Genomic DNA, 20,614 nt, shown 5'->3' on the forward strand with positions numbered 1-20,614 from the left:
CCTTTCCTATTCCATGGCAGCGAGCAATGTAACACAACTCAATTAATGTTTAACACTAGTGGTGAAGTAGGCTCACGCCCGCTCAATCACTGCCAAATTATCTTTGAAATACGCTTTCACGTTCTCATGCACATTTTCATCAGCCAGCAAAGCCGCTTCACTTAACCAACGGTACTCGCCATGTTCTTTAGTTGGCAATATCAAATCAGCTTGCTTAACTCGTAGCTCGTAGCCAAACACCAAATAGTGCTGCGACACATCATCGCCAACGTGCGAGTCTTCGTACAGGTGCTCAAACATACCAATAAAGGTCGCATCACTAGGCGAAGAGCCCTGTCCTAACTCTTTTAAACTAAGTCGCTGAAACGCTTCGGCAAAACGTTCGTCTTTAACAATTCGGCCACCCGGCACAAACCAATAACCCTGTGCAGGTTTGTTGGTACGCAAGCCAACAAGAAGTTCACTTTGCTCATTGCGCACAACAAAATCGATCGACACCAGTGGCGTCGATTTAACAACCGTTTTAAAGTCTTCGAATGGCAGCATATTTTCTAAGATTACTATTTTCTAAAAGAGTCTTGATTCGCCAAAAACCACTGATAGGTTTCAGCCAAGCCTTCTTTCAGCTGAATACTCGCCTGCCAACCCAACGCTTTTAGGCGCGATACATCCATAAGCTTGCGTGGCGTACCATCTGGCTTCGATGTATCCCATACGATTTCGCCTTCAAAACCAACCACTTCGGCTACTGTTTCGGTCAGCTCTTTAATGGTGCAGTCGATGCCTGTACCCACGTTAATATGGCTAAGCATTTCTTGCGTGTTGGCCTCGTAGGTTTCTGAGTCCAAGTTCATAACGAACACAGAAGCAGCTGCCATATCATCAACATGCAAGAACTCACGCATTGGCGAGCCAGTGCCCCAGGCCATTACCTCTTTGTCGCCATTTAACTTGGCTTCATGGAAGCGGCGCAGCAGTGCCGGAATCACATGCGAGTTTTCTGGGTGGAAGTTGTCGTTCTCGCCATACAGGTTAGTAGGCATTACTGAGCGATAATCGACACCATATTGGCGGTTATAGCTTTCGCACATTTTGATGCCAGCAATCTTGGCGATCGCGTATGGCTCATTGGTTGGCTCAAGCACGCCGGTTAGCAGTGCATCTTCGCGCATTGGCTGTTCGGCGAACTTTGGGTAAATACAAGAAGAGCCCAAAAACAACAACTGTTTCACGCCCGCTTTAAAAGCACCGTGAATAATGTTGTTTTGAATGGTCAAGTTTTCGTAGATAAACTCAGCTGGGTAAGTGTTATTTGCAATAATGCCGCCCACTTTTGCCGCAGCAAGGTAAACCCGATCAACCTGCTCTTGTTCAAAAAACTCAAACACGGCTTGTTGGTCGAGCAAGTTCAGTTCGTCACGCGAACGCGTGACAACTTCTACATTACCTTGTTGGCTTTCTAGCTGGCGAACAATCGCCGAACCTACCATGCCGCGATGGCCTGCTACAAAAACCTTCATTTAGCGCTCCAAAGCTACCGATACATTATGACCGTGCTTTTTAAGCAAGGCATGCTGTTTGGCTTTGTCTAGATCTGCTCTAACCATTTCGGCGCACATTTCTTCAACGGTGATTTCTGGCACCCAACCTAGCTTCTCTTTTGCTTTAGCAGGGTCGCCAAGTAGTGTTTCTACTTCAGCAGGGCGGAAGTAACGCGGATCAACACGCACAATCACATCACCAACGGTTACCTCTGGAGCGTCATCACCATTTACTGCTACAACTGTGGCAATCTCGTCCACACCCTCGCCAGTAAATTCAAGCTCGATGCCCAGTTCTTTGGCGCTCAAACGCACAAAATCACGTACCGAGATCTGCTTTCCAGTGGCGATCACAAAGTCTTCTGGATTATCCTGCTGAAGCATCATCCACTGCATGCGCACGTAATCTTTAGCATGGCCCCAGTCACGCAGCGCATCCATATTGCCTAGGTGCAAACACTGCTCTAAGCCTTGTGCAATGTTTGCCAAAGCACGAGTAATTTTGCGAGTTACAAAGGTTTCACCGCGTCGGGGCGATTCGTGGTTAAACAGAATACCGTTGCAAGCATACATGCCGTAAGACTCACGGTAGTTAACCGTAATCCAATAAGCATACATTTTTGCCACAGCGTATGGAGAGCGCGGCCAAAATGGCGTGGTTTCTTTCTGCGGTACTTCTTGAACTTCACCAAAAAGCTCAGAAGTTGAAGCTTGGTAGAACTTAGTCTTTTTTTCTAAGCCCAAAAAGCGAATTGCCTCTAACAAACGCAATGTACCCAGAGCATCTACATCAGCTGTATATTCAGGTGATTCAAACGAAACCGCTACGTGCGACTGCGCACCTAGGTTATAGATTTCGTCTGGCTCAACTTCTCGAACAATTCGAATAAGGTTCGATGAGTCGGTTAGATCGCCATAGTGCAAATGAAACTTTGGGTTTGGCTCGTGAGGATCTTGATAAATATGGTCTACACGCTCAGTATTAAAAGACGACGCACGGCGCTTAATACCGTGAACTTCGTAGCCTTTCTCGAGCAAAAATTCCGCCAAATATGATCCGTCTTGGCCGGTTACACCGGTAATAAGAGCCACTTTCGCCTTAGACATTAGACTTCCCTAATTTGTGTTTAATTAACTGTTTTGAAAAATGGTAGATGAAGCGTGGATTTTGCTTTAAATAGCGCTTCCATAACCTTTTTGGTTCAGACAGAAGCCTGAATAACCACTCTAAACCAACACGTTGCATCCACTTCGGTGCGTGTTTTTTACTACCAGCAATAAAATCGAAAGCCGCCCCAACACCCAGCATTACGCAGCTCAACTTTTCTTTATGGTCAGCCATCCAGAACTCTTGCTTTGGGCAGCCAATACCAACAAAAAGGACATTCACACCAGAATCATTAATTTGCTGACAGACTTCCGCATCTTCTTCAGCTGTAAGTGGCCGAAATGGCGGCGAATACGCATAGACAACCTCTGCACTTGGGTTGTCTTCAATAATTCTCGCCTTAACTTTATCAAGTACGCTTTGGTTGAAACCACCATAAAGGCCAATCTTAATGTCTGAACTAGGCATGGCACAAAGCGCATTCATCAAATCTTGCCCACGTACTTGTTCTGTGTCTTTGCGGCCTAACAGTTGTTTCGCCCAAAAAATAGGACGACCATCAGCGACAACCAAATCTGCACTATTTACGACATCGGCAAACATTGAAGAATCAAACACTTCCATGCACATATGCACATTAGATACACACACGTAACTGCCAGTTTTGGATGTGGCTAAAGATACTACACGATCTAATTTTTGCTGAAACGAACCAACATTCACCAGCATTGAAATAACTTTTTGCTTTTTAGTTGCCACGTTGTTTCCTGTTTTCTTCAATCGCTTCAGCATAAATTGCCTCTAGCATTTCCAAATTCTTTTCCGGCGTGTATTTTGCTTCGTATTCAGCACGAGCATTACGACCCATTTCACGTGCCTTTTCTGGGTTAGCTAATAACCAATTAACCTTTTCAGCTAGATCTTCTGCATTGCCAGGCTCAAAGTGCAAGCCCGTAACACCATCCTCAACAATTTCCGCCATGCTGCCTAAGCGTGAACATACGACTGGAGTGCCGCAAGCAAAGGCCTCAACAATTACAAGGCCAAACGACTCTAAACAGATAGATGGTACAACTACCAACACAGAGCGCTTCATCGCACCTAAAACTTCTGATCTGTTTCGTTTTCCCTTGAAAACGAGATTTTTACAAAAATTGGGCTCACCTTCACCATAAACATGTACCTCAGAGTTAATCTGAATAGATGCTGCGCCCAATACAGCCAAGCCCTTTTCTGGAGAAAGGCGCCCAACAAAAACAACTCCTTTGCGTGATAACTGTTCGAAGCCTGGATCGTAAACAAAGTTGGGCTTAACTCTAATTAGGCTGCTATGTAAGCCGCCTGAAATGGCCTTACTTTTATAGAAGTTTGTCAGTGCTATAAACAGTGCCACCTTTCTATTCCAAAAATTGATTGCTCGAAAAAATTTAATCATGCTTACTAAAATGATTGTCCCAACCAACGACCCTCGATAAACCCTATCTCGTATGCTCCAGAGGTGCCGTCCCTCAAGACCACTAAGCACTACTTTTCCTTTACTCATCAAAGTAGCTGTTGGGCAAAAGATGCGGTAGTTATGCAAAGTAAAAACAACCGGAATTCCATATTTTTTACAGAAGAAAAAAACCGATGGCGAGATCAAAGGAAAAAAGTTGTGTACATGGACGACATCTACACCTGAGTGTTTCGCTATCTTGGCGATTCGATGGCCAAAAGGTGAAAAAAACAAATATAGTGACACCAGCAATTTTGCTGCCAAGCCATGTATTTGATCATTGCCTACTCGCACAGTTTTTACTGCATAACCTTTCGATGTTCGCAAAAGCTCACTTTCTTGAGCAACGACAAGATCTTCCCCACCGAAAATCTGATAAGCATTGTGAACAACTAGTACTTTTTTCATTTAATTAAACTACAGTTTCAATTTGGAGAGAATTCGGTAGTAAGCTCTTCTAGGTAATGAGAACTTCGCTCTAAACTGCTTTTCAACCTTGGGGTCTACTACAACGTCATCTGGAAGAATGAAATCAGTTTTACCACTCTGGTCTAGAACTGTCCTAAACCGTTTATCCATACCGGTAGTATGAGTTGCATCAGCGGTGAACCCAGCGCTTTCAACTTTTGATACCGTGGGAAAAACGTCATACATTTTGTTTTTAAACTGCGCATAACAAAAACGAATGGCCCAAGAGCTAATCTTGCCGTCTCTATAATCCCTAAGCATTTTGACTAAGTCACTACCGCCACGCTTAAACTCTTTCTGCGCTTTAGGATCCGCAAGAAATTCATCTAGATCCGGCATATCCCAGTCAACTTTATCCCATCGATCTTTCCATGTAGCCCAGCCCCAGGATGCTGCACGCAAACCCGCCACGATATCCGAAGCATTAGAGCCCAAGCCCTTTAAGTCATAGGAAAACCCCGAAACACTCCATACTAGCCTGTTGTACCTGTATTTTTCTAAACATTTGTTCATAAACACAAGGAAGTTATCAGAAACGACCAAATCATCTTCGACTACGATAACGCTACCATACTCATCAAGAACCGCATCAACACCTGTTACTATTGAATTAGCTAGCCCCATATTTACATGGGATTCGTGTACTACCACAGACGCAAAACCACTTACAGTCCGTAAATACCTTCGAACAGCATCTACGCTTTCCTTATCACTCTCGTTTCTAGCTCCATCTGAAAACACTATTAAATCTGTTTCATCAGCACCAGTGCAGGACTTGAGGCTTTCGATACAATCTTTCGCCAACTCGCACCTTTTGTAAACAAAAACAACAACCGGAGTCATTTCATCCTACCAGACCGAATAAATCGATGTAATTAAAAACCCCAAATGGTAAAAATACCACGCCATCCCAAAACGAGAAACCATATTCGAAAGGAGACATCTCCATTCTAAAGTTCATATAAAATATAGAAGAAAAAAACAGAACAAATAGCGCCAGAAACTTGCCCAGTGAGTTCAACGAAACAGCACTTAATAAGAAATAAAATGGGATCCACCTCAGAAAATCCATATAAAAATAGTACCTAAGGCTCAAGAATTCAGAATAATGAGAAACCACTAGAAACCCAACAAAAGAAAAATAAGCATAAACTAACACCAATTTCCTGCTACCACTTTCAGTGCCAGCCTTATTCCTGAGCGCAAAAGACATCCCCAAAAGCAATATGAGATCAAAAGACTTTACTACCCAAGAAACACTTCCATCATCTATATAAAGCCGAGAAGCCTGACCAAAAATAAAAAAAGAAACAATATATATTACAGCTACTACGCCACCTAAAAAAAACGCAGCAAAAATCGAAAATAACAACCCTTCATCTCTCAGCTTCCTCGATACTAATACCACCCCTAATAAAAAAAGAGGAAGAAAAACAAAAACTGAGTTGTGAGTCAAAAACGCCAAAATAAAAAACAAAAACATTCGCTTATTTCGCCCTTCAAAAAAGAACAAAAATGAAAGCAAAAGAAGAACGCACGCGATGTATTGCCTTATAAGATTAAGTGCTTGAGAAAACAAAATACCAAAAAATATAAAAAAAACTAAAACTAGAACAACGTCGTCGGAATAACTTACAGCAAGAACATTCAACAAAATTTTCGCGACAAACAAAGCACTTAAATAATAGATAATAAAAGTTACTGTAGCTACAAAATAAGACTCACTCCCCCCCGTCAAAACTGACAAAATATAGGAGAAAAAGTGGTATAAGGGCTCCGTAAGCTTCGCCCTATAATCATAAGAAAAGTAGTCAAAATACCCAAAATACAAAAAATCGGCATAATCTTCCAAATACCAAGCAAGGTCTCCTTCAACAACCTTACTTAAATTCACCACTGAAAAAAATACCACTAAAAAGGAAGTAGCTAAAAATGAATACTTTACGTCCTTATTAATCATAGACACAACAAACAAAAAAAAGGAAAGAACTACTGGAAAAAGCCACCCAACAGGTAATAAAAATAAAAATATAAGCAGCGCTACTCGATTTGAAATCACTTGCGTTGACTGCATAAAACCACCAAGGAGCATAAGCGCAAAATATATGAAACCGAAAAAAAAGAAATATAATCTAAAGGGTTCAAATTTCTACCTTTTACCACTCTAAATAACAAATGAAAAGGAGGAGCAAGGTTTAAAAAAACGAACTTCCAAGTAAAACCATACCGATCTATGTAACTAGAATTCACTCTAATGGCTTTTTTCAGAAGCTGCTTTAACGTATTGCGAGCTGGGTGTAACACCCTTACATTACTATCATAGCTAATTGAGAGCCCCATGCTAGAAGCCAATTTATTCCATGCAACATCTCCCCCAGACATCCTAGTAGCATCAAATAAACCAACAACCTCGAATAGTCTCTTCCGCACTATCAGGTTTGCAGTTACGCAGTAACCATTTTTAACATTTTCCAATTGATTGAAGGCAAAGGCACGATCATAGGCCTCAACTAACTTTTTTGACTTGCCCTCCGAAAAAATATCAACTGGCCCAGTAATCCTGTCTATATTTTCTACTTCCATTATTGCAACTGCGCTAGCAATCCAATCAGCAGCTGGAATACAATCAGAGTCAGTAAACGCTATCACGTCACCCTGAGCTATTTTAATACCACTATTTCTCGCAGCATACGAACCAGGCTGCCATTCAGAAATATACTTGACTCCAGGCATGGGGTTAGGAGGTGTAGAAGCAACATCATTATTTACTACTATGATTTCAAAAGAATCCTTTGGATAGCTCTGGTTACGAAGGGCATGCAAACACTTATCTAATCTCTCCCAATCCTGATAAGTAGGAATTATTACACTTACAAACATTATTTGCGCCTCATATCATTGTAAGATTCATACAGCCGACAGAGTTCGTAAAGCCTAGCCCGTGTCAACACTATATCAGGGCTTCTTTTAAGCTTACCATCATCATATGAATTTAGTTGAAGTAGAAGCCATCTTTCAAACGTACTCTCGTCAAACTCGGGCAGACATAACAAAGCCTCACAAATTTCAAATCCAGATGGGTTATATAGCAATCCATATCTATTGTACTCCATCTCTTTCAACAAACTTTCGCCACGAACCGAACTTACTAGTCTATCCACCAATTTCCTCAAACCATGAATATGATATAACTTTGCGAACGGCAGCATGTTAAATCCCTGATACCCGACAGAACGCTCCCTCTGCTTATTCCAACCTTTTGAAATGACATATGCTTGACACGCATCCTCGAATACATCCTTTAAAGAATAATTAAACTTTTTAAAAAATGAATCGTGAACAATGACTCCATCTCGGTAAAACCGAGTACGAGGCAATACATTCATACAGAACAATTTACATTTTTCTTCTGCACCATCTGTATCCTTCAACTGACTGGCTACATACGCGAACCACAACTGTTGATTGAAAGTCCTCCCCAATCCCTTATCACGCCCTTGCAAGTCAACTTCATGCCATGCGCAATTCTTCAAATCAAATGAATGACACTTAAACAATTCCTCGGCTTTTAGATAAAGCTCACCTCTATTAAGAACTTTTGATGAAAAGATAAGGCTTTCCATAACCCATGCTTGACCAATAAGACCATTAGTCTTCGATTTCCCGGGCACATCTCTGAAATAGTATGCAACACCATAGGGGGTAGCAGCAGATGACATCAAGTAATTAGCAGCATTATTTGCAGCTTCTAAATACTGATCGTAGCCGTTTTTAACTAGCCAGCACAACATATACAACATATATGCTGTACTCCTAACAGGAGTCTCTCTATCAAAGTGAGGCCCATTATTGGAGCATTCAAAGCTTCCATCCATTGCTTGTGGCAAGTTACACAATGCAACACGCTCAAGTAGTAACTTTACTTCTTCTATTTTCAACACTGATCAAATACCAAAAGACAAAAAACAAAACACAAATATTTATTACAAGTCCTACCAATGAAATCACTGCAACCATATGCACTGCACTGAAAGAACTTAACACAAAAAATACAATCACGGCTGATCTAGAAAGGAGCTTAAGAGTTGAAATATAGAAATTGAATTGAGCCTTATCTAACATCAAGAATACATTAGGGACCAAACACACCACAAACATAGACGATGACCATAAAGCAACCCAAACCATATACTCTCCTGCTTTACTCCATTTTTCTGAAAAAACAGCCTCTAGTGCCCATTCACCAAAAGCAAATACTAAAACCGTGAGCAGTAAACCCAAAACAATTTTCAAAAATACTAACTTTAACAACTCCTTACTTATCTTTTCGCGTTTAGACCACTTAGAAACCATAAATGGAAATAAAGAGTCAACTAAGGACTTTGACAACACTGACATAGGCATCACTAGGATTAGCTTTACCAATGCATAGTAGCCAGCAGCCTCAGCAGACCAAAAAACACCTAGAACAATAATAGGAGCACCTTGGGAAACCAAATTTATAAAACCTTCAGTAGCTTTGAAAACAGGCAATTTCCAGTATTTTCTCAGAAAACTACAAACACCAGCCAAATTAACTTTAGAAGCAGTATAAAAATTCCTTTCTCTACGAAAGTAAAACAACGCAGTAAGGACATAAATTAAAAAACCAAAAACATTACCTAATGCCGCAAAAACACCACTGGAATAAAAATATGACACCCAAACCCTAAAGAAGACAGTAGAGATGGCGCAAAACAAAAGACACTTAACATGCAACCTCGTAAATCTCAGGAATATAATAGACTGCTCACAAACCTGATATAATGCGATCACAAAAACAAAAACCCAAAGACTTAAAAAGTACACCCAAAATGATAGAGTTATCCCTCTAAAATCCAGATAAAACCAAATCGGAACAACCACAACTATAATAGCCAAAACACTCAACAAGCCAGAACCGAAGGCTAAGCTATAAATCGACTCTCTTCTGTTTTCCAAGGGTATTGAATATGCAAAGGAAAAACATGCCAAAGGTAGCATCCAGCCCAAAAGGGTAGTCATCTCATTTAGCAGACCAAACTCACTTGGCGAGAGGATCTTCGCTACAAGGATTCCACCAATAAATAATACAATTTGAGAAGCAGCGCTTGAAGTTAATATAGCTATAAACCTTTTTAGCATATGCCCTCACTCAATACACTGCTGACTACGAGCTAGTACTAACGATATAAAACACATAAAAATCAACATACCAGCCGGCGCCTGCATACTAAAATCAACTGTTGAGTGGAATGCCATATAAATAATCGCCATTAAGCCAGCAAAGGCCGCGCCTCGCTCAAGCCTGCCTCGTTTAGTCATAGCAGTTAGTTGCTGCCAAGCGATGGCAATTAGCATTACAAGCAGCATTAGCACTACAGGTGCACCGAGTTCGGCTACGAACTGTAGGTAGTCATTATGGGCATGGTCATAAAAGCCAAAGTAAACAGCGGGTTGGTAATTTGGGAAGGTAGAATAGAAACTGCCTGCGCCAGTGCCAGTTAACCAGTATTGCTCTAGCATTGGCATTGAATCGATTACCACTTCATCACGTGCTTCACTAGCGAAGCTGGTAGTTTCTAGGCGTTCGCGTACTTTGTCGATGCCGAATACGGCGCCTACTATGGCAATGTCTAATATAAATATTGAAATAATCAGGGTTTTGAAATGTACCGGCTTGTTGCGGTAGAAGAATAAGGCGTATAAACCAACCATGGTTAGTGCAGCGAAGAAGCCAGCATTACCCATGCGGGATTTGGTGAGTATGAGCGCGATAATCATCACAATGGCGCTTAGGCGAATGATGATTTTGCTGCTTAGTACAAACTCGTAGAAACCCCTTAGCTTTTGGCGCCAGTTGGTGTCTTCGCGTTCGGTTTTCATTTCGTACATTAACAGGCCGAGTGCGGCGGCAATACACAAGCCCATATAGTTGGCTAGGTGGTTGTGGTAAATAAAGCTGCCGTTGGCTCTGTCGGTTAATGGTGCTACGAACAGCCAGCCTAAGCTGCCGTCTAGTAGTATTTCGAGCGAGGCGTAGCCTGCTTGAATTAAGCCACTTAGAACAATTATTTGCATTAACCGCTTAATGCGTGACTTTTTATTTACATATATAAGTAGTAACCAAGCCCACATGGTGTAGCTTATGCCTCTTAATAGGCTAATTTGGCTTTGGGCTGGGTCTAGGCTGATGGCGCCTGAAATAGAGTTAGGTGCTATGGGTAGGGTTTGAATAAATACCCAAAGCTGGGTAATGGCTAGTGGTGCGAGCAGCCAGTAGGCTTTTTTGTTTTGTGGCAGTAGTGGTTTAGTGCCGCGCCATGCGTTGAATAGGTGCAAGGCGAAAGTGATGGCAATGAGCAGCTGCAGTAAAGACCAAGCCCAGGGCCGGTTGGAGCCAAATGGAATGGGTACCCAGATGATAAGGGCGCATAGAATAACGAAAATAATGCGGCTCATGGTACGTTCCGTTGTGTTGGCCGGGGGTTTTGTAGCTTGTTTAACTAGACTCCCGCCTTCGCGGGAGTGACGCTTTTGCCTTGTGGCGATACTCGTCTGCAACCTCGCTTCGCGAGAGTTACAGACCTACGCTAGTTCATGTAACTAGACTCCCGCCTTCGCGGGAGTGACACACATACGCTAGTTTGTGTAACTAGACTCCCGCCTTCGCGGGAGTGACGCTCGGGTTTTAGTTAGGCGATGCGGTGTTGCCGCCGTTGCCTGAGCCTGCGCCGATGCCAATGCTACCTGGGCGGGTTGGCACGGTTGGCTGTGCTGGTGTTGCAGGGGTAGCTGGTGCTGCGGCTACGGTTTCTGCTGGTGTTGCTGGCTCGCCTGCTGCTGGTGTATCACCACCGGCTGCTGTCGTTGCTTCTGGGTTCAACGCTGCTACGGCTTGCTGGCCTACGTTGTTTGCTTGGGCAACGGCTACTAGTGAGTCGTTGTCAACGCCTTGCTGCTGAGCTGCGGTAAGTGCCGATGCAACTTCTGCATCACTCGCGCCAGCGGCTTTAGAGCCTTTTACTACCGCGTTTACCGTTGCTACGGCGTCGTCGTTGCTGCCGCCTTCGGCTTTAACAGTTGCTACGCTTGCACGGGCTACGGCTGCTGTTAGCTCGGCGTTACCAGCTACGGCTGCTGAAGAGGTTTCAGCCACTGCTAGCACTGCTGCGCGGTCACCAGATTTAACCGCTGCACGTGTTGCACCCGCAACTGCTTTTTCAACTGCTTCGGCATTGCCTGTTGCAGCCGCTGCTTGCACAGCAGTAAGGGTAATTTGTTGTAGGCTTACAATTTCACCGCCAGCTTCTGCGTTAGCTGCGGCTTGTACTACAGCAGCTTCTACGTATAGGTCGGCAATGGTTGGGTTGGCAGCAATAGCTTGCTCGAGTGCTTGCTCAATGCTTAAGCCTTGCTCTAGGTAGCTTGCAAGTGTGGCGTTAGTGGTAACGTCTGCAGCACTTGCAGATACTGCGATACCGGTACCTGCAACGGTCAATGTTGCAGCAATCAGCCCTGAAATAAGTTTGCGGTTCATATCATCCCCTGACGGCGTAGTAAATTGTTATCGGTGCGTAGCATAACAATGAAATCGGTGTCTAACAAGCCACCTTTAAACACTGTTACAAAAGGTTCACAGTGGCGCTCATCCCGCGCCAGCCGCCTGTTTACAAGTGCTGCGCAGGTACTGCTAGCAGCCTTGACGCCAAACATTTGACGGCTTTTATTGAAAGTTTTCATTGGCATGGTAGCACGCCTAAAGCAACTATTGCCTCTTACCAAGCATTTCTTTTTTCTGTTAATAAATAATGCGGGCCGGTGGCACAATGGCACGCCCTTGTACCATGTCTACATTCAGCTGGCGGCAGTGCTCTACCAAGGTTATGTCTTGAACTTGGTTAACAATTACCAACATAGAAGCACTGTGCGCCATATTAATAATGGTGCGCAAGAATTCACCTTCTATGTCTTCTTCTAAAATTTGCTGCACAAAGCCTGCATCTAGCTTTATGAAGTCTACATTCAAGTTATGCCAGTAGCGCATGGAATTTAGGCTGGTGCCAAACTTATCAATACACACCTTGGCGCCTAGGCGAGTCACTTCGTTAATAAAGTGCCTTGCTGCGGTAAGCGCTTTAGTAATGGCTTGCTCGCTAATTTCTATTACCAACTGTCGCTCTTTTAATGCTGGCTCAAACTTGCGCAACATTGTCAGGAACTCTTGGCTTTCAAGTGTTTGTGGGCAAATATTAATGGCAAAGCAGTTATTGGTGGTAAGGGCGCTGGTTAATGCTCGGTTGAGTACTGCCATATCTAATTGTGGGCCCATACCGAAGCGGTCGGCCATGGCAAACATGGCGTTTACGTCTATGTCTTGTGCGGTATAAAAGCGGGCAAATAATTCACCGTAACTGGTCGCTTTGGCGCTAATTTCGGCGCTGTATTGAACATCTAACCCTAGCTGGCCATTGTCTACCAACCCAGAAATTAGGCTATGCCAATTAATACTTGCGCCTGCTAGCGGCTCGTAACTTTCTATCAGTGCTTGGTTGGTTGGCTCTTGTTCGCGCAGGGTTAACTTGGCATCAATGGCCATCATGGCCTCGGAAAAGTCACTAGCACCCCGGCAATCTACGGCGGCAATTACAAAGCAGCGTGCATGGCTTGGTTCAATAAAGTTAAGTTGCTGCTCTACATGAACTAACTTGGCATGATTCACTTCTACACTGCTTGGTAAAAGCAATGCAATTTCAGCGCCGTTTAAGCGGTAGCAGGTCGGTTCCGCAAACGCTGCGCACAGTTTGGTGGCCGCCGCTTTTAACGTTTCATTAGCGGCTTGCCTGCCTATGCGGTTGTTTAGTTCACTTAGGTTAAATAGTCGTATTACTACAATTCGCCGAGCCGCTTGTTTTTCGTTTGGTTCGCGCTGCAGGGCGGCTAGAAATGCTCTGCGGTTCATGCCGCCAGTTAGTGGGTCGGCAAATAGTTTTTTCTGTAGCTGATCGGCGTGCTCACTTTGCTCTTGGTAGGTTTGTTTAATTGCCGCCACCATGCGGTTGAGCGCGTTCACTACGTTCACAAATTCTTTGGTGTGGCTTTTTGCTTGCGCAGTTTCAAACTGCCTGCTCATTACGTTTTCGGCTAGTTTGTTAATGGCATTTAGTGGGTTTAACAAGTTTGAGGCAAACATGCTAAAGCCCAATACCGCTAGCGCTAGCACTATTAGGTAACCCATAAGTAGCGCTTGCGTTTGGCTCCATAGCTGCGAGTACACCACATCTAAACTTGGGCTTACCACTACCACCCCGTATGGCACCCAACCGTCGGATATCTCGGCGCCAGCTTGTACTTCGGCAAGGGGCACCAGTGCCTTAAACCATTTAGGCACCGAAACTGAAACTTGGCTTGTTTGCCCGGCTATTTGGCTACCATCACGAGCCACTACTTCTATCGAGCTGTAGGCGCCGTTGTCGAATACGGCATTTACGCGCGTTTGCACGGCGGGCAAGTTGTTTTCGCTAACCGCCTTCGACAGCGTTAACGCCAAACTAGAAGCAGTATTTTGGCTGTCTTGCTGCACTTGCTGCTGCAAGAAATCACGCGCATTGGTGACCGAAATAAACAATGTGAGTAAAAAACCAGCCAGTACTATTATAAGTAGCATGCCAAATAGCTGGCTACGAAGGGTTAGCGTTTGTTTTTGTGTCATTCGTTAGTCCTTTAAAGGTTGAACCCCTCGGGTAATTTTTCTAGTACCGCTCGCCACTTTGGCACACCTGCGTGCCCTACCACCTCACCGCCAAGGCCGGCTTCACCAGCCAACCAAAAGCCCTGTGCATTAAAGCTGTAAACTGGTATTAAGTCGGTGCGCTCATTGGCGGGTTTAATCTCTTCTATTAGGTTGTCTAAAACTAGCGGTGCGCCCTGTTCTGGTATGTATATCAACACCATATGCGCCTGATTCCAAGCCGGCGCATCTACATACATTAATCTCAACACCTCTGGATCTACACCCAATAGCAGCAAGGTCATGTATTTGCCAATTACATAGTCTTCGCAGTCACCTGCACCTACAATGAGTGCCTCGAAGGGTGTGGCCCAGTAATCTTCGTATTGCCACAACTGCGCATCGGTTTGGTATGCCAGTTGTGCGTTAAAAAAATCATTCACCGCCTCTAGTTGCTGGGGTAATGGCTTACCTTGCAGCCGCTTTATGGTTCGCTCCCAACTGGCAATACGCGCCACCGACCACCCCGGATAAGTTTGCCTTAGCTCGCGCCAAATCTGGTTATTAAAGCCACTAAATGGTTGTGGCACCGTGGCACTTACCATTAGCCATGCCGATGCCAATCCTATTAGTGCCGCTTGTGTTAGTGCTTTTATCCGCAATGGCGCGCCCTAGTAACTACCTACTACGTTGAAGTTTACTCACGTTAATAGCATTTCGAGCAAAGTTAGCTTGGCGGTTACAAAATGCTGATTTCTTATTAAGTCTAGCCAAATGTTTGTCGGCGTTTGTTAAAAAGTCTGAAGCCTCATTAGCATTTGTTTACCTTATGTAACTATGCAACGGTGATTTTGCCGCTATACTAACGCGCTTTCTACCATCATTAGGTAGCAAACATGCGCCCTGAAATGGGTTTCAAGCAATGGTCGATTTACCGCCGCGTTTGCGCTACGATGGCCTCTAGGTCTAGAAGGACTACTTGCTAGCAACATGTTTGCACTGTAAAGGGAACGCATACTAAACATGCCTTTTAATTCACGAAAAGCATCTCAGTGGCTACCACTGGTTAGGCTCATCGACATCGCCTGTATTTTTTTTGGGCTTGTTGTGGCCGTTTATCTTCGTGGTTTGGAGTTCAACCTTTCCTACCTCGCCGTTCTGGGTGTAGCGTTATTTACCTACCTGTACGTGGCCGAAGCATTAAACCTTTATACGTCGGCTAACCGCATGGCAAACCTAGCCCGCTTAGCTCGCATTAGTGCCGCGTTTTGTATTGCTTATATTGCTGTGGTTACGGCACTATTTTTCTTTAAGGCATCGGAAGAGTTTTCACGTTTAGCGCTGACTATTTGGTTCTTGATGTCGCTCTTCGCGCTTAATTTGTGGCGTTTTATTCACAACCGAGTGTTAATGGCTTTGCGCCGCGCAGGCTACTTTCAGCGCCGAGCAGCCATTTATGGGCTAACCGATGCCGGCTTACAAATTGAAGACGAAATCATTAATAACGATGCTCTAGGCATTCAGTTTATTGGCTTCTACGACGACCGAGCCCCCGAGCGTTTCACCGAGTTACATGCCGCGCAGCTACTAGGCGACGCCGAACAACTACTGGCCGACGCCGAGCGCGGCGACATAGATGTACTCTACCTAGCTATACCGTTTGTTGCCGATGTGCGCATTAAACAAATTATGCAGCGCCTGGGTAACTCCACGCTCGACATCCACCTGGTATTCGACCACGAGCTGTTAGACCTAATGCATGGCACAGTCACCGACTTCGGGCCGGTGACTACTGTGTCGGTTTTCGACACGCCGTACAGTGGCAGCATGGCAATTATCAAACGCACGGAAGATATAGTATTATCCATAGCGTTTATTTTGGCGTCTGCTCTACCAATGTTAGTCATTTATTTGGCGGTCAAATTAACGTCACCTGGGCCGGGTATCTTTAAACAGCGTCGATATGGCATGAATGGCGAGCCGATCGAAGTTTGGAAGTTCCGCTCGATGACTACGCAAGATAATGGTAGCAAGGTAGCGCAAGCAACCAAGAATGACCCCCGCATTACGCCTGTGGGTAGGTTTATTCGCAAAACCTCGTTAGACGAACTGCCGCAGTTTTTTAATGTGTTAACTGGGCAAATGTCTATTGTGGGCCCACGCCCGCATGCGGTGGCGCATAACGAGTTGTATCGCCAACAAATTCCGTATTACATGATTCGCCACAAGGTAAAGCCTGGCATTACGGGCTGGGCACAAGTTAATGGCTGGCGTGGCGAAACGGATCAGTTGTACAAAATGGAGCGTCGCATTGAACATGATTTGTATTACATGCGTCATTGGTCGCTGTTTCTGGATTTAAAGATCGTGTTTTTAACGTTCTTTAAAGGATTTATTGGAAAAAACACTTATTAAATGGAGCCCCCATGAAGCTGTTACCCCTTTCTATTCTTGCTGTATCTAGCCTGGCAGCGGCAGAGTTTGCACCCGATGCAATTTCTGTTGCTGGCGGTGATTTAACGCCTACTTTGCTAAGCAAGGCTGGCTTTGCGCAAACTGGCGACAACGGCGAAACGTCGGTTTCTTTGGCACCAGCGGTAAACTACACCTTGGTTAGCGGCGCGAGCACTTACACAGTAAATGCTGGCTTAGACGCAGGCCACATTGCTGGCGATGGCTACAGCGAAAACTACCTAGACGGCTTTGCTAATGGCGAAGGCTTGTTCGACTTATCTGCTTCTACGCGCTTAATTGCTGCAGCCGGTGTAGTAGTAGAAAGCGACGGTACGGCCGTTGCAGGCTTTGATGCCAAAACAACCGTTTCTGCTGGTGGTGGCGTACAGCTAGGCGACGAAGCAGCATCAGACCTTGTTGTGGTAACTCGCCTTGGTGTGGAAGCGGTTTCTTTTGATACCGACGCACGCGAAGCCGAAGAAAGCTTTGCAGTGAATGCTCTGATCGAATCAAACTACCGTTTAGATGCTACACTTGCTTTATTAGCAAATGTAAGCGCTAGCAGCACTACGTTTGAAGAGAACGACACAGCCGATTCAGTTGATTATGCTGCCGAAGCCGGTGTTGCTTGGGTTGGCGTTGCTATGTCGGAAGGTTCTTTCTTGGTTGGTGTGAAAGGTGATTCCTTTGCCAATAACTCAGCGGCAGACTACTCAAACATTACTGTGAAGCTAAACAATGTGTGGACACCCACCGAACTGTTAGCGGTAACACTTAATGCGTCGCATGTACCAACTGGTGTTAAAGCCGACGAAACCATTCTTGGTTTAAGTGCAAACTACGCGGTTGCTAGCAACCTAGGTGTAAGCGCTGGTGTGACACACACGCTAGACGACTCTACCGAAGCAAAACTAGGCGCGCTGTATAGCTTCCGCCGCAATGTTCAACTAGGCGGTGGTTTTACGCATACAGCACCTGAAACAGGTGATGCAACCAACGCTGTTGAATTAACTTTAAATGTTGGTTTGTAAGGAGTAACCCTTGATAAGACTTATCTGTATCGTCTTATCGCTGGTGATCTCAGGTTTGGCCCTCGCCGAGGGCCAAACTGATTACCGCTTAGCAGCTGGCGATGAAATTTCTATACAAGTATTTGGCCAAGACGACCTGAGTTTGGAACTGTCGCTAGGTGAAAGTGGTGTTATCAACTACCCATTTTTGGGTGAAATTCAAATTGCTGGCAGAACAACCCGCGAGATTGAACAGGAAATCACGGCGGGCCTAAAAGGCGATTATTTGATTGACCCTGCTGTTCAGGTGCAAATTATTGCTTACCGGCCGTTTTTTATTTTTGGCGAAGTGAAACGCCCTGGTAGCTACCCTTACCAACCAGGCCTAACTATTACACAGGCCGTGGCATTGGCGGGTGGTTTTACGGAACGTGCCTCTAATAATGCCATTACGGTGTACCCAAAAGACAGTGCCGAAGCACTCGAAAGCGCGCCACTTAACCGACCTGTCGCACCTGGCGACACCATTGATGTAGGCCGTCGCTTCTTTTAGGAATAGTTATGCAGCAAGAAAAAATTCAACAACCGCCGGCGGAAGAACTCATTGATTTGCGGGCGATTTGGAACACTATTAACGCTTACAAATGGCGTTTATTGTCTTTGTCACTCCTGGTTACCTTTATTGCTGGGTTGGTTGTACTTCAGGTTACGCCTACCTATCGTGCTACCTCCACGCTGTTAATCGAGTCGGAGCGCAATAATTTATTGTCTATCGAAGAAGTGGTTGGCATAGACACCAGTAAAAAAGAGTATTTTCAAACTCAGTTTGAGGTGCTTAAAAGCTCAGCCATAGCCCAACGCGTAGTAGACGAACTTCAGCTCGATGAACATGAGCTATTTATTGGCACGGGCGAGCCAACGGGTTGGCAGGCTACTTTGCGTGGCATCTTTTCGTTTATTCCCGAGCCTGTTACCGAGGCATTGTCGGCTGAAGAGCAAGCGGCAGAAAACCGCCAAACCGCCATAGATGTATTAAGGGAAAACCTTTCTATTTCACCTATTCGCAACACCCAGTTGGTGAAAATTTCTTTTGAGTCGCCAGACCCAGAACTTGCGGCACGTATTGCCGATGAGGTTGGCGTTCAATATATCGAAGCAGATCTAGAGTCGCGCGTTGAAAAAACGGAAGAAGCCAACGCTTGGCTGGAGGAGCGCTTAGAGGAGCTTTCGGTTGAGTTGAATAGCTCTGAAAACGCACTCAACGCCTTTCGCCAAGAAAACGATATTGTAGACGTAGAAGGCATTAAAGGCTTGGTCAGCCAAGAGCTAGTGGATTTGTCGCAGCGTATTTCGCGTGCCGAAGACCGCCTAAACCAAGCTGAACTAGTGTATGGCGTTATTCAAGCCAACCGCGACCAGCCAGTGGAAGTTCTCAAAAACATTGGTGAACTAGCTAGCGAGGGTTCAGTTAGTGCGGTAAACAACGAGCTGGTTAGAGCCCGGGCGCAGTTTGAAGAGCTTTCTAAGGTTTATGGCCCTAAGCACCCTCGTATTTTGGGTGTTCAGGCACAAATTAACTCGCTGGATGCCGAGCTTACCGCGGCAATTCGCGAGCTAGTCAATAATGCCGAGCGCGATGTTCTTAGCGCTCGTGAAGAAGTTAATGTACTGCGCCGCCAGTTAACTGACACGCGTGCCGACTACCAAGCGCTTACAGCGCAAGAGTCGCAGTATCGTAGGTTGTTACGCGCTGTGGAAACGAATCGAGGGTTGTACGATACCTTCTTGTCTCGCATTAAAGAAACCGAGCTAGCCGGTGATTTTGGCAACGCCATCGCGCGCTTTACCGACCGAGCGGTCACACCAAAGTTCCCAGTTAAACCAAATAAGAAACTAGTGGTTGCGTTAGCGTTTGTTGGCACACTCGGATTGGGTATTGTGGTGGTATTCCTACTAGACGCCCTAAACGATACCGTGCGCTCGAAAGACGACGTGGAGCAAAAACTACAACAGCGTGTGCTTTCAGCCTTGCCAGAGCTAAAAATTGGCCGCAAAAAGGTACTTTCGCCGTACCAGTTCTTCGATGCCAATACGCCGAACTTTGCCGAAGCGGTGCGCACCATGCGTACGGCATTAACCCTAAGCAAGCGCGAGAAGAACAGCAAAATTATTGCCGTTACCTCAACATTGCCTAACGAAGGCAAGTCGACTGTATCTGCCAACCTAGCCATTGCACTAGGCCAAATGCAAAGCACCCTGTTAATAGACGCCGACCTTCGCAAACCAAGCTTGGGCAAACGCTTCGACATAGACCAGTTCAACGCTGGTTTAACGGATATGATCAACGGCGATGCCGAGCTAAGTGAGTGCATTGTTCGCGATGAAAAAGATACGATCGACATTTTGCCAGCCGGCCAGTTTACGCCAAACCCGCTTGAGTTACTGAGTAGCGAAGCGTTTGCCACTGTGCTTAATTCGCTACGCGAACACTACGACCGCATTATTATCGATACGCCACCTGCTATGGCGGTGTCGGATCCACTAATCATTGCTGAACATGCAGATGCCGTTTTATACGTAGTGAAGGAAGACAGCACACGCTTGAAACCTGCACAAGAAGGCATTAGCCGCGTAATTGAAGCACATGGCCGGGTAGCTGGCGTAGTATTGAACACCGTAGCCGCCAAGCGCAGCAAAACCTATGAGTACGGATACGGCTACGGCGCGGGTTACGGAGATAATTACAAGTAGGTTTTACGAACCAAAGGTTCGGAAAACATTGACCGGTGG

At 45.1% G+C, this 20,614-nt stretch carries 19 protein-coding genes; 4 read left to right on the plus strand and 15 right to left on the minus strand.

Features of this window, described 5'->3' with window-relative positions; genetic code table 11:
• Positions 1-72 precede the first annotated feature (72 nt).
• The 15 genes from DUW71_RS05495 to DUW71_RS05565 all read right to left on the minus strand — a co-directional run bounded on the left by DUW71_RS05495 (position 73) and on the right by DUW71_RS05565 (position 15,022).
• Complete coding sequence (locus DUW71_RS05495) at positions 73-546, minus strand: GDP-mannose mannosyl hydrolase (RefSeq protein ID WP_119394244.1); 474 nt, start codon at positions 544-546, stop codon at positions 73-75.
• A gap of 14 nt (positions 547-560) precedes the next feature.
• Positions 561-1,520 carry a GDP-L-fucose synthase gene (fcl, locus tag DUW71_RS05500; RefSeq protein ID WP_119394245.1) on the minus strand — a complete coding sequence of 320 codons (960 nt, stop codon included), beginning with the start codon at positions 1,518-1,520 and terminating at the stop codon, positions 561-563.
• The gene (gmd, locus tag DUW71_RS05505) at positions 1,521-2,648 is read right to left on the minus strand and encodes a GDP-mannose 4,6-dehydratase (protein WP_119394246.1); all 1,128 of its coding nucleotides are present in this window, start codon (positions 2,646-2,648) and stop codon (positions 1,521-1,523) included.
• Positions 2,641-3,441 carry a WecB/TagA/CpsF family glycosyltransferase gene (locus tag DUW71_RS05510; RefSeq protein WP_119394247.1) on the minus strand — a complete coding sequence of 267 codons (801 nt, stop codon included), beginning with the start codon at positions 3,439-3,441 and terminating at the stop codon, positions 2,641-2,643. Before DUW71_RS05510 ends, gmd begins: the two co-directional genes overlap by 8 nt.
• Entirely contained in the window at positions 3,398-4,552 is a 1,155-nt protein-coding gene (locus DUW71_RS05515; RefSeq protein WP_119394248.1) for a glycosyltransferase family 4 protein, read from the minus strand. The genes DUW71_RS05510 and DUW71_RS05515 overlap by 44 nt, the downstream gene beginning before the upstream one ends.
• A 9-nt stretch (positions 4,553-4,561) precedes the next feature.
• Positions 4,562-5,455, minus strand: a complete 894-nt coding sequence (locus DUW71_RS05520) for a glycosyltransferase family A protein (protein ID WP_119394249.1) — start codon at positions 5,453-5,455, stop codon at positions 4,562-4,564.
• A gap of 1 nt (position 5,456) precedes the next feature.
• Complete coding sequence (locus DUW71_RS05525) at positions 5,457-6,686, minus strand: EpsG family protein (RefSeq protein WP_158583889.1); 1,230 nt, start codon at positions 6,684-6,686, stop codon at positions 5,457-5,459.
• Positions 6,668-7,492 carry a glycosyltransferase gene (locus DUW71_RS05530; protein WP_119394251.1) on the minus strand — a complete coding sequence of 275 codons (825 nt, stop codon included), beginning with the start codon at positions 7,490-7,492 and terminating at the stop codon, positions 6,668-6,670. Before DUW71_RS05530 ends, DUW71_RS05525 begins: the two co-directional genes overlap by 19 nt.
• Positions 7,492-8,550, minus strand: coding sequence for a hypothetical protein (locus DUW71_RS05535; RefSeq protein WP_158583890.1), 1,059 nt, complete (start codon positions 8,548-8,550; stop codon positions 7,492-7,494). The genes DUW71_RS05530 and DUW71_RS05535 overlap by 1 nt, the downstream gene beginning before the upstream one ends.
• Complete coding sequence (locus tag DUW71_RS05540; RefSeq protein WP_119394253.1) at positions 8,519-9,775, minus strand: lipopolysaccharide biosynthesis protein; 1,257 nt, start codon at positions 9,773-9,775, stop codon at positions 8,519-8,521. The genes DUW71_RS05535 and DUW71_RS05540 overlap by 32 nt, the downstream gene beginning before the upstream one ends.
• Positions 9,776-9,781: 6 nt before the next feature.
• The gene (locus DUW71_RS05545) at positions 9,782-11,092 is read right to left on the minus strand and encodes an O-antigen ligase family protein (RefSeq protein WP_119394254.1); all 1,311 of its coding nucleotides are present in this window, start codon (positions 11,090-11,092) and stop codon (positions 9,782-9,784) included.
• Positions 11,093-11,321: 229 nt separating this feature from the next.
• A complete protein-coding gene (locus DUW71_RS05550) occupies positions 11,322-12,170 on the minus strand; it encodes a hypothetical protein (RefSeq protein ID WP_119394255.1) in 849 nt (282 codons plus the stop codon).
• The gene (locus DUW71_RS05555) at positions 12,167-12,379 is read right to left on the minus strand and encodes a hypothetical protein (RefSeq protein ID WP_119394256.1); all 213 of its coding nucleotides are present in this window, start codon (positions 12,377-12,379) and stop codon (positions 12,167-12,169) included. Before DUW71_RS05555 ends, DUW71_RS05550 begins: the two co-directional genes overlap by 4 nt.
• Positions 12,380-12,431: 52 nt before the next feature.
• Positions 12,432-14,342 (minus strand): EAL domain-containing protein, encoded by a 1,911-nt coding sequence (locus DUW71_RS05560; RefSeq protein ID WP_119394257.1) that lies wholly within the window; start codon positions 14,340-14,342, stop codon positions 12,432-12,434.
• Positions 14,343-14,353: 11 nt separating this feature from the next.
• Positions 14,354-15,022 (minus strand): transglutaminase-like cysteine peptidase, encoded by a 669-nt coding sequence (locus tag DUW71_RS05565; RefSeq protein WP_199671160.1) that lies wholly within the window; start codon positions 15,020-15,022, stop codon positions 14,354-14,356.
• Between the two features lie 361 nt (positions 15,023-15,383).
• Here DUW71_RS05565 and DUW71_RS05570 point away from each other — a divergent pair, with 361 nt between their 5' ends.
• From DUW71_RS05570 to DUW71_RS05585, 4 genes are read left to right on the plus strand one after another with little or no spacing between them, the layout of a single operon-like run.
• Positions 15,384-16,775, plus strand: coding sequence for an undecaprenyl-phosphate glucose phosphotransferase (locus tag DUW71_RS05570; protein ID WP_119394259.1), 1,392 nt, complete (start codon positions 15,384-15,386; stop codon positions 16,773-16,775).
• Positions 16,776-16,786: 11 nt separating this feature from the next.
• The gene (locus DUW71_RS05575) at positions 16,787-17,845 is read left to right on the plus strand and encodes an outer membrane beta-barrel protein (RefSeq protein WP_119394260.1); all 1,059 of its coding nucleotides are present in this window, start codon (positions 16,787-16,789) and stop codon (positions 17,843-17,845) included.
• 10 nt (positions 17,846-17,855) lie between these two features.
• Complete coding sequence (locus tag DUW71_RS05580) at positions 17,856-18,377, plus strand: polysaccharide biosynthesis/export family protein (protein WP_119394261.1); 522 nt, start codon at positions 17,856-17,858, stop codon at positions 18,375-18,377.
• A gap of 8 nt (positions 18,378-18,385) precedes the next feature.
• Positions 18,386-20,575 (plus strand): GumC family protein, encoded by a 2,190-nt coding sequence (locus DUW71_RS05585; RefSeq protein ID WP_119394262.1) that lies wholly within the window; start codon positions 18,386-18,388, stop codon positions 20,573-20,575.
• Positions 20,576-20,614 lie beyond the last annotated feature (39 nt).

The sequence above is a fragment of the Salinibius halmophilus genome (genome assembly GCF_003577475.1).
GTDB lineage: Bacteria > Pseudomonadota > Gammaproteobacteria > Pseudomonadales > Natronospirillaceae > Salinibius > Salinibius halmophilus.

Coding starts and splice junctions, on each gene's coding strand:
- DUW71_RS05495 (WP_119394244.1), bottom strand. CDS start 546: ATGCTGCCATTCGAAGACTTTAAAACGGTTGTTAAATCGACGCCACTG.
- fcl (WP_119394245.1), bottom strand. CDS start 1,520: ATGAAGGTTTTTGTAGCAGGCCATCGCGGCATGGTAGGTTCGGCGATT.
- gmd (WP_119394246.1), bottom strand. CDS start 2,648: ATGTCTAAGGCGAAAGTGGCTCTTATTACCGGTGTAACCGGCCAAGAC.
- DUW71_RS05510 (WP_119394247.1), bottom strand. CDS start 3,441: ATGCTGAAGCGATTGAAGAAAACAGGAAACAACGTGGCAACTAAAAAG.
- DUW71_RS05515 (WP_119394248.1), bottom strand. CDS start 4,552: ATGAAAAAAGTACTAGTTGTTCACAATGCTTATCAGATTTTCGGTGGG.
- DUW71_RS05520 (WP_119394249.1), bottom strand. CDS start 5,455: ATGACTCCGGTTGTTGTTTTTGTTTACAAAAGGTGCGAGTTGGCGAAA.
- DUW71_RS05525 (WP_158583889.1), bottom strand. CDS start 6,686: ATGCAGTCAACGCAAGTGATTTCAAATCGAGTAGCGCTGCTTATATTT.
- DUW71_RS05530 (WP_119394251.1), bottom strand. CDS start 7,492: ATGTTTGTAAGTGTAATAATTCCTACTTATCAGGATTGGGAGAGATTA.
- DUW71_RS05540 (WP_119394253.1), bottom strand. CDS start 9,775: ATGCTAAAAAGGTTTATAGCTATATTAACTTCAAGCGCTGCTTCTCAA.
- DUW71_RS05545 (WP_119394254.1), bottom strand. CDS start 11,092: ATGAGCCGCATTATTTTCGTTATTCTATGCGCCCTTATCATCTGGGTA.
- DUW71_RS05550 (WP_119394255.1), bottom strand. CDS start 12,170: ATGAACCGCAAACTTATTTCAGGGCTGATTGCTGCAACATTGACCGTT.
- DUW71_RS05555 (WP_119394256.1), bottom strand. CDS start 12,379: ATGCCAATGAAAACTTTCAATAAAAGCCGTCAAATGTTTGGCGTCAAG.
- DUW71_RS05560 (WP_119394257.1), bottom strand. CDS start 14,342: ATGACACAAAAACAAACGCTAACCCTTCGTAGCCAGCTATTTGGCATG.
- DUW71_RS05570 (WP_119394259.1), top strand. CDS start 15,384: ATGCCTTTTAATTCACGAAAAGCATCTCAGTGGCTACCACTGGTTAGG.
- DUW71_RS05575 (WP_119394260.1), top strand. CDS start 16,787: ATGAAGCTGTTACCCCTTTCTATTCTTGCTGTATCTAGCCTGGCAGCG.
- DUW71_RS05585 (WP_119394262.1), top strand. CDS start 18,386: ATGCAGCAAGAAAAAATTCAACAACCGCCGGCGGAAGAACTCATTGAT.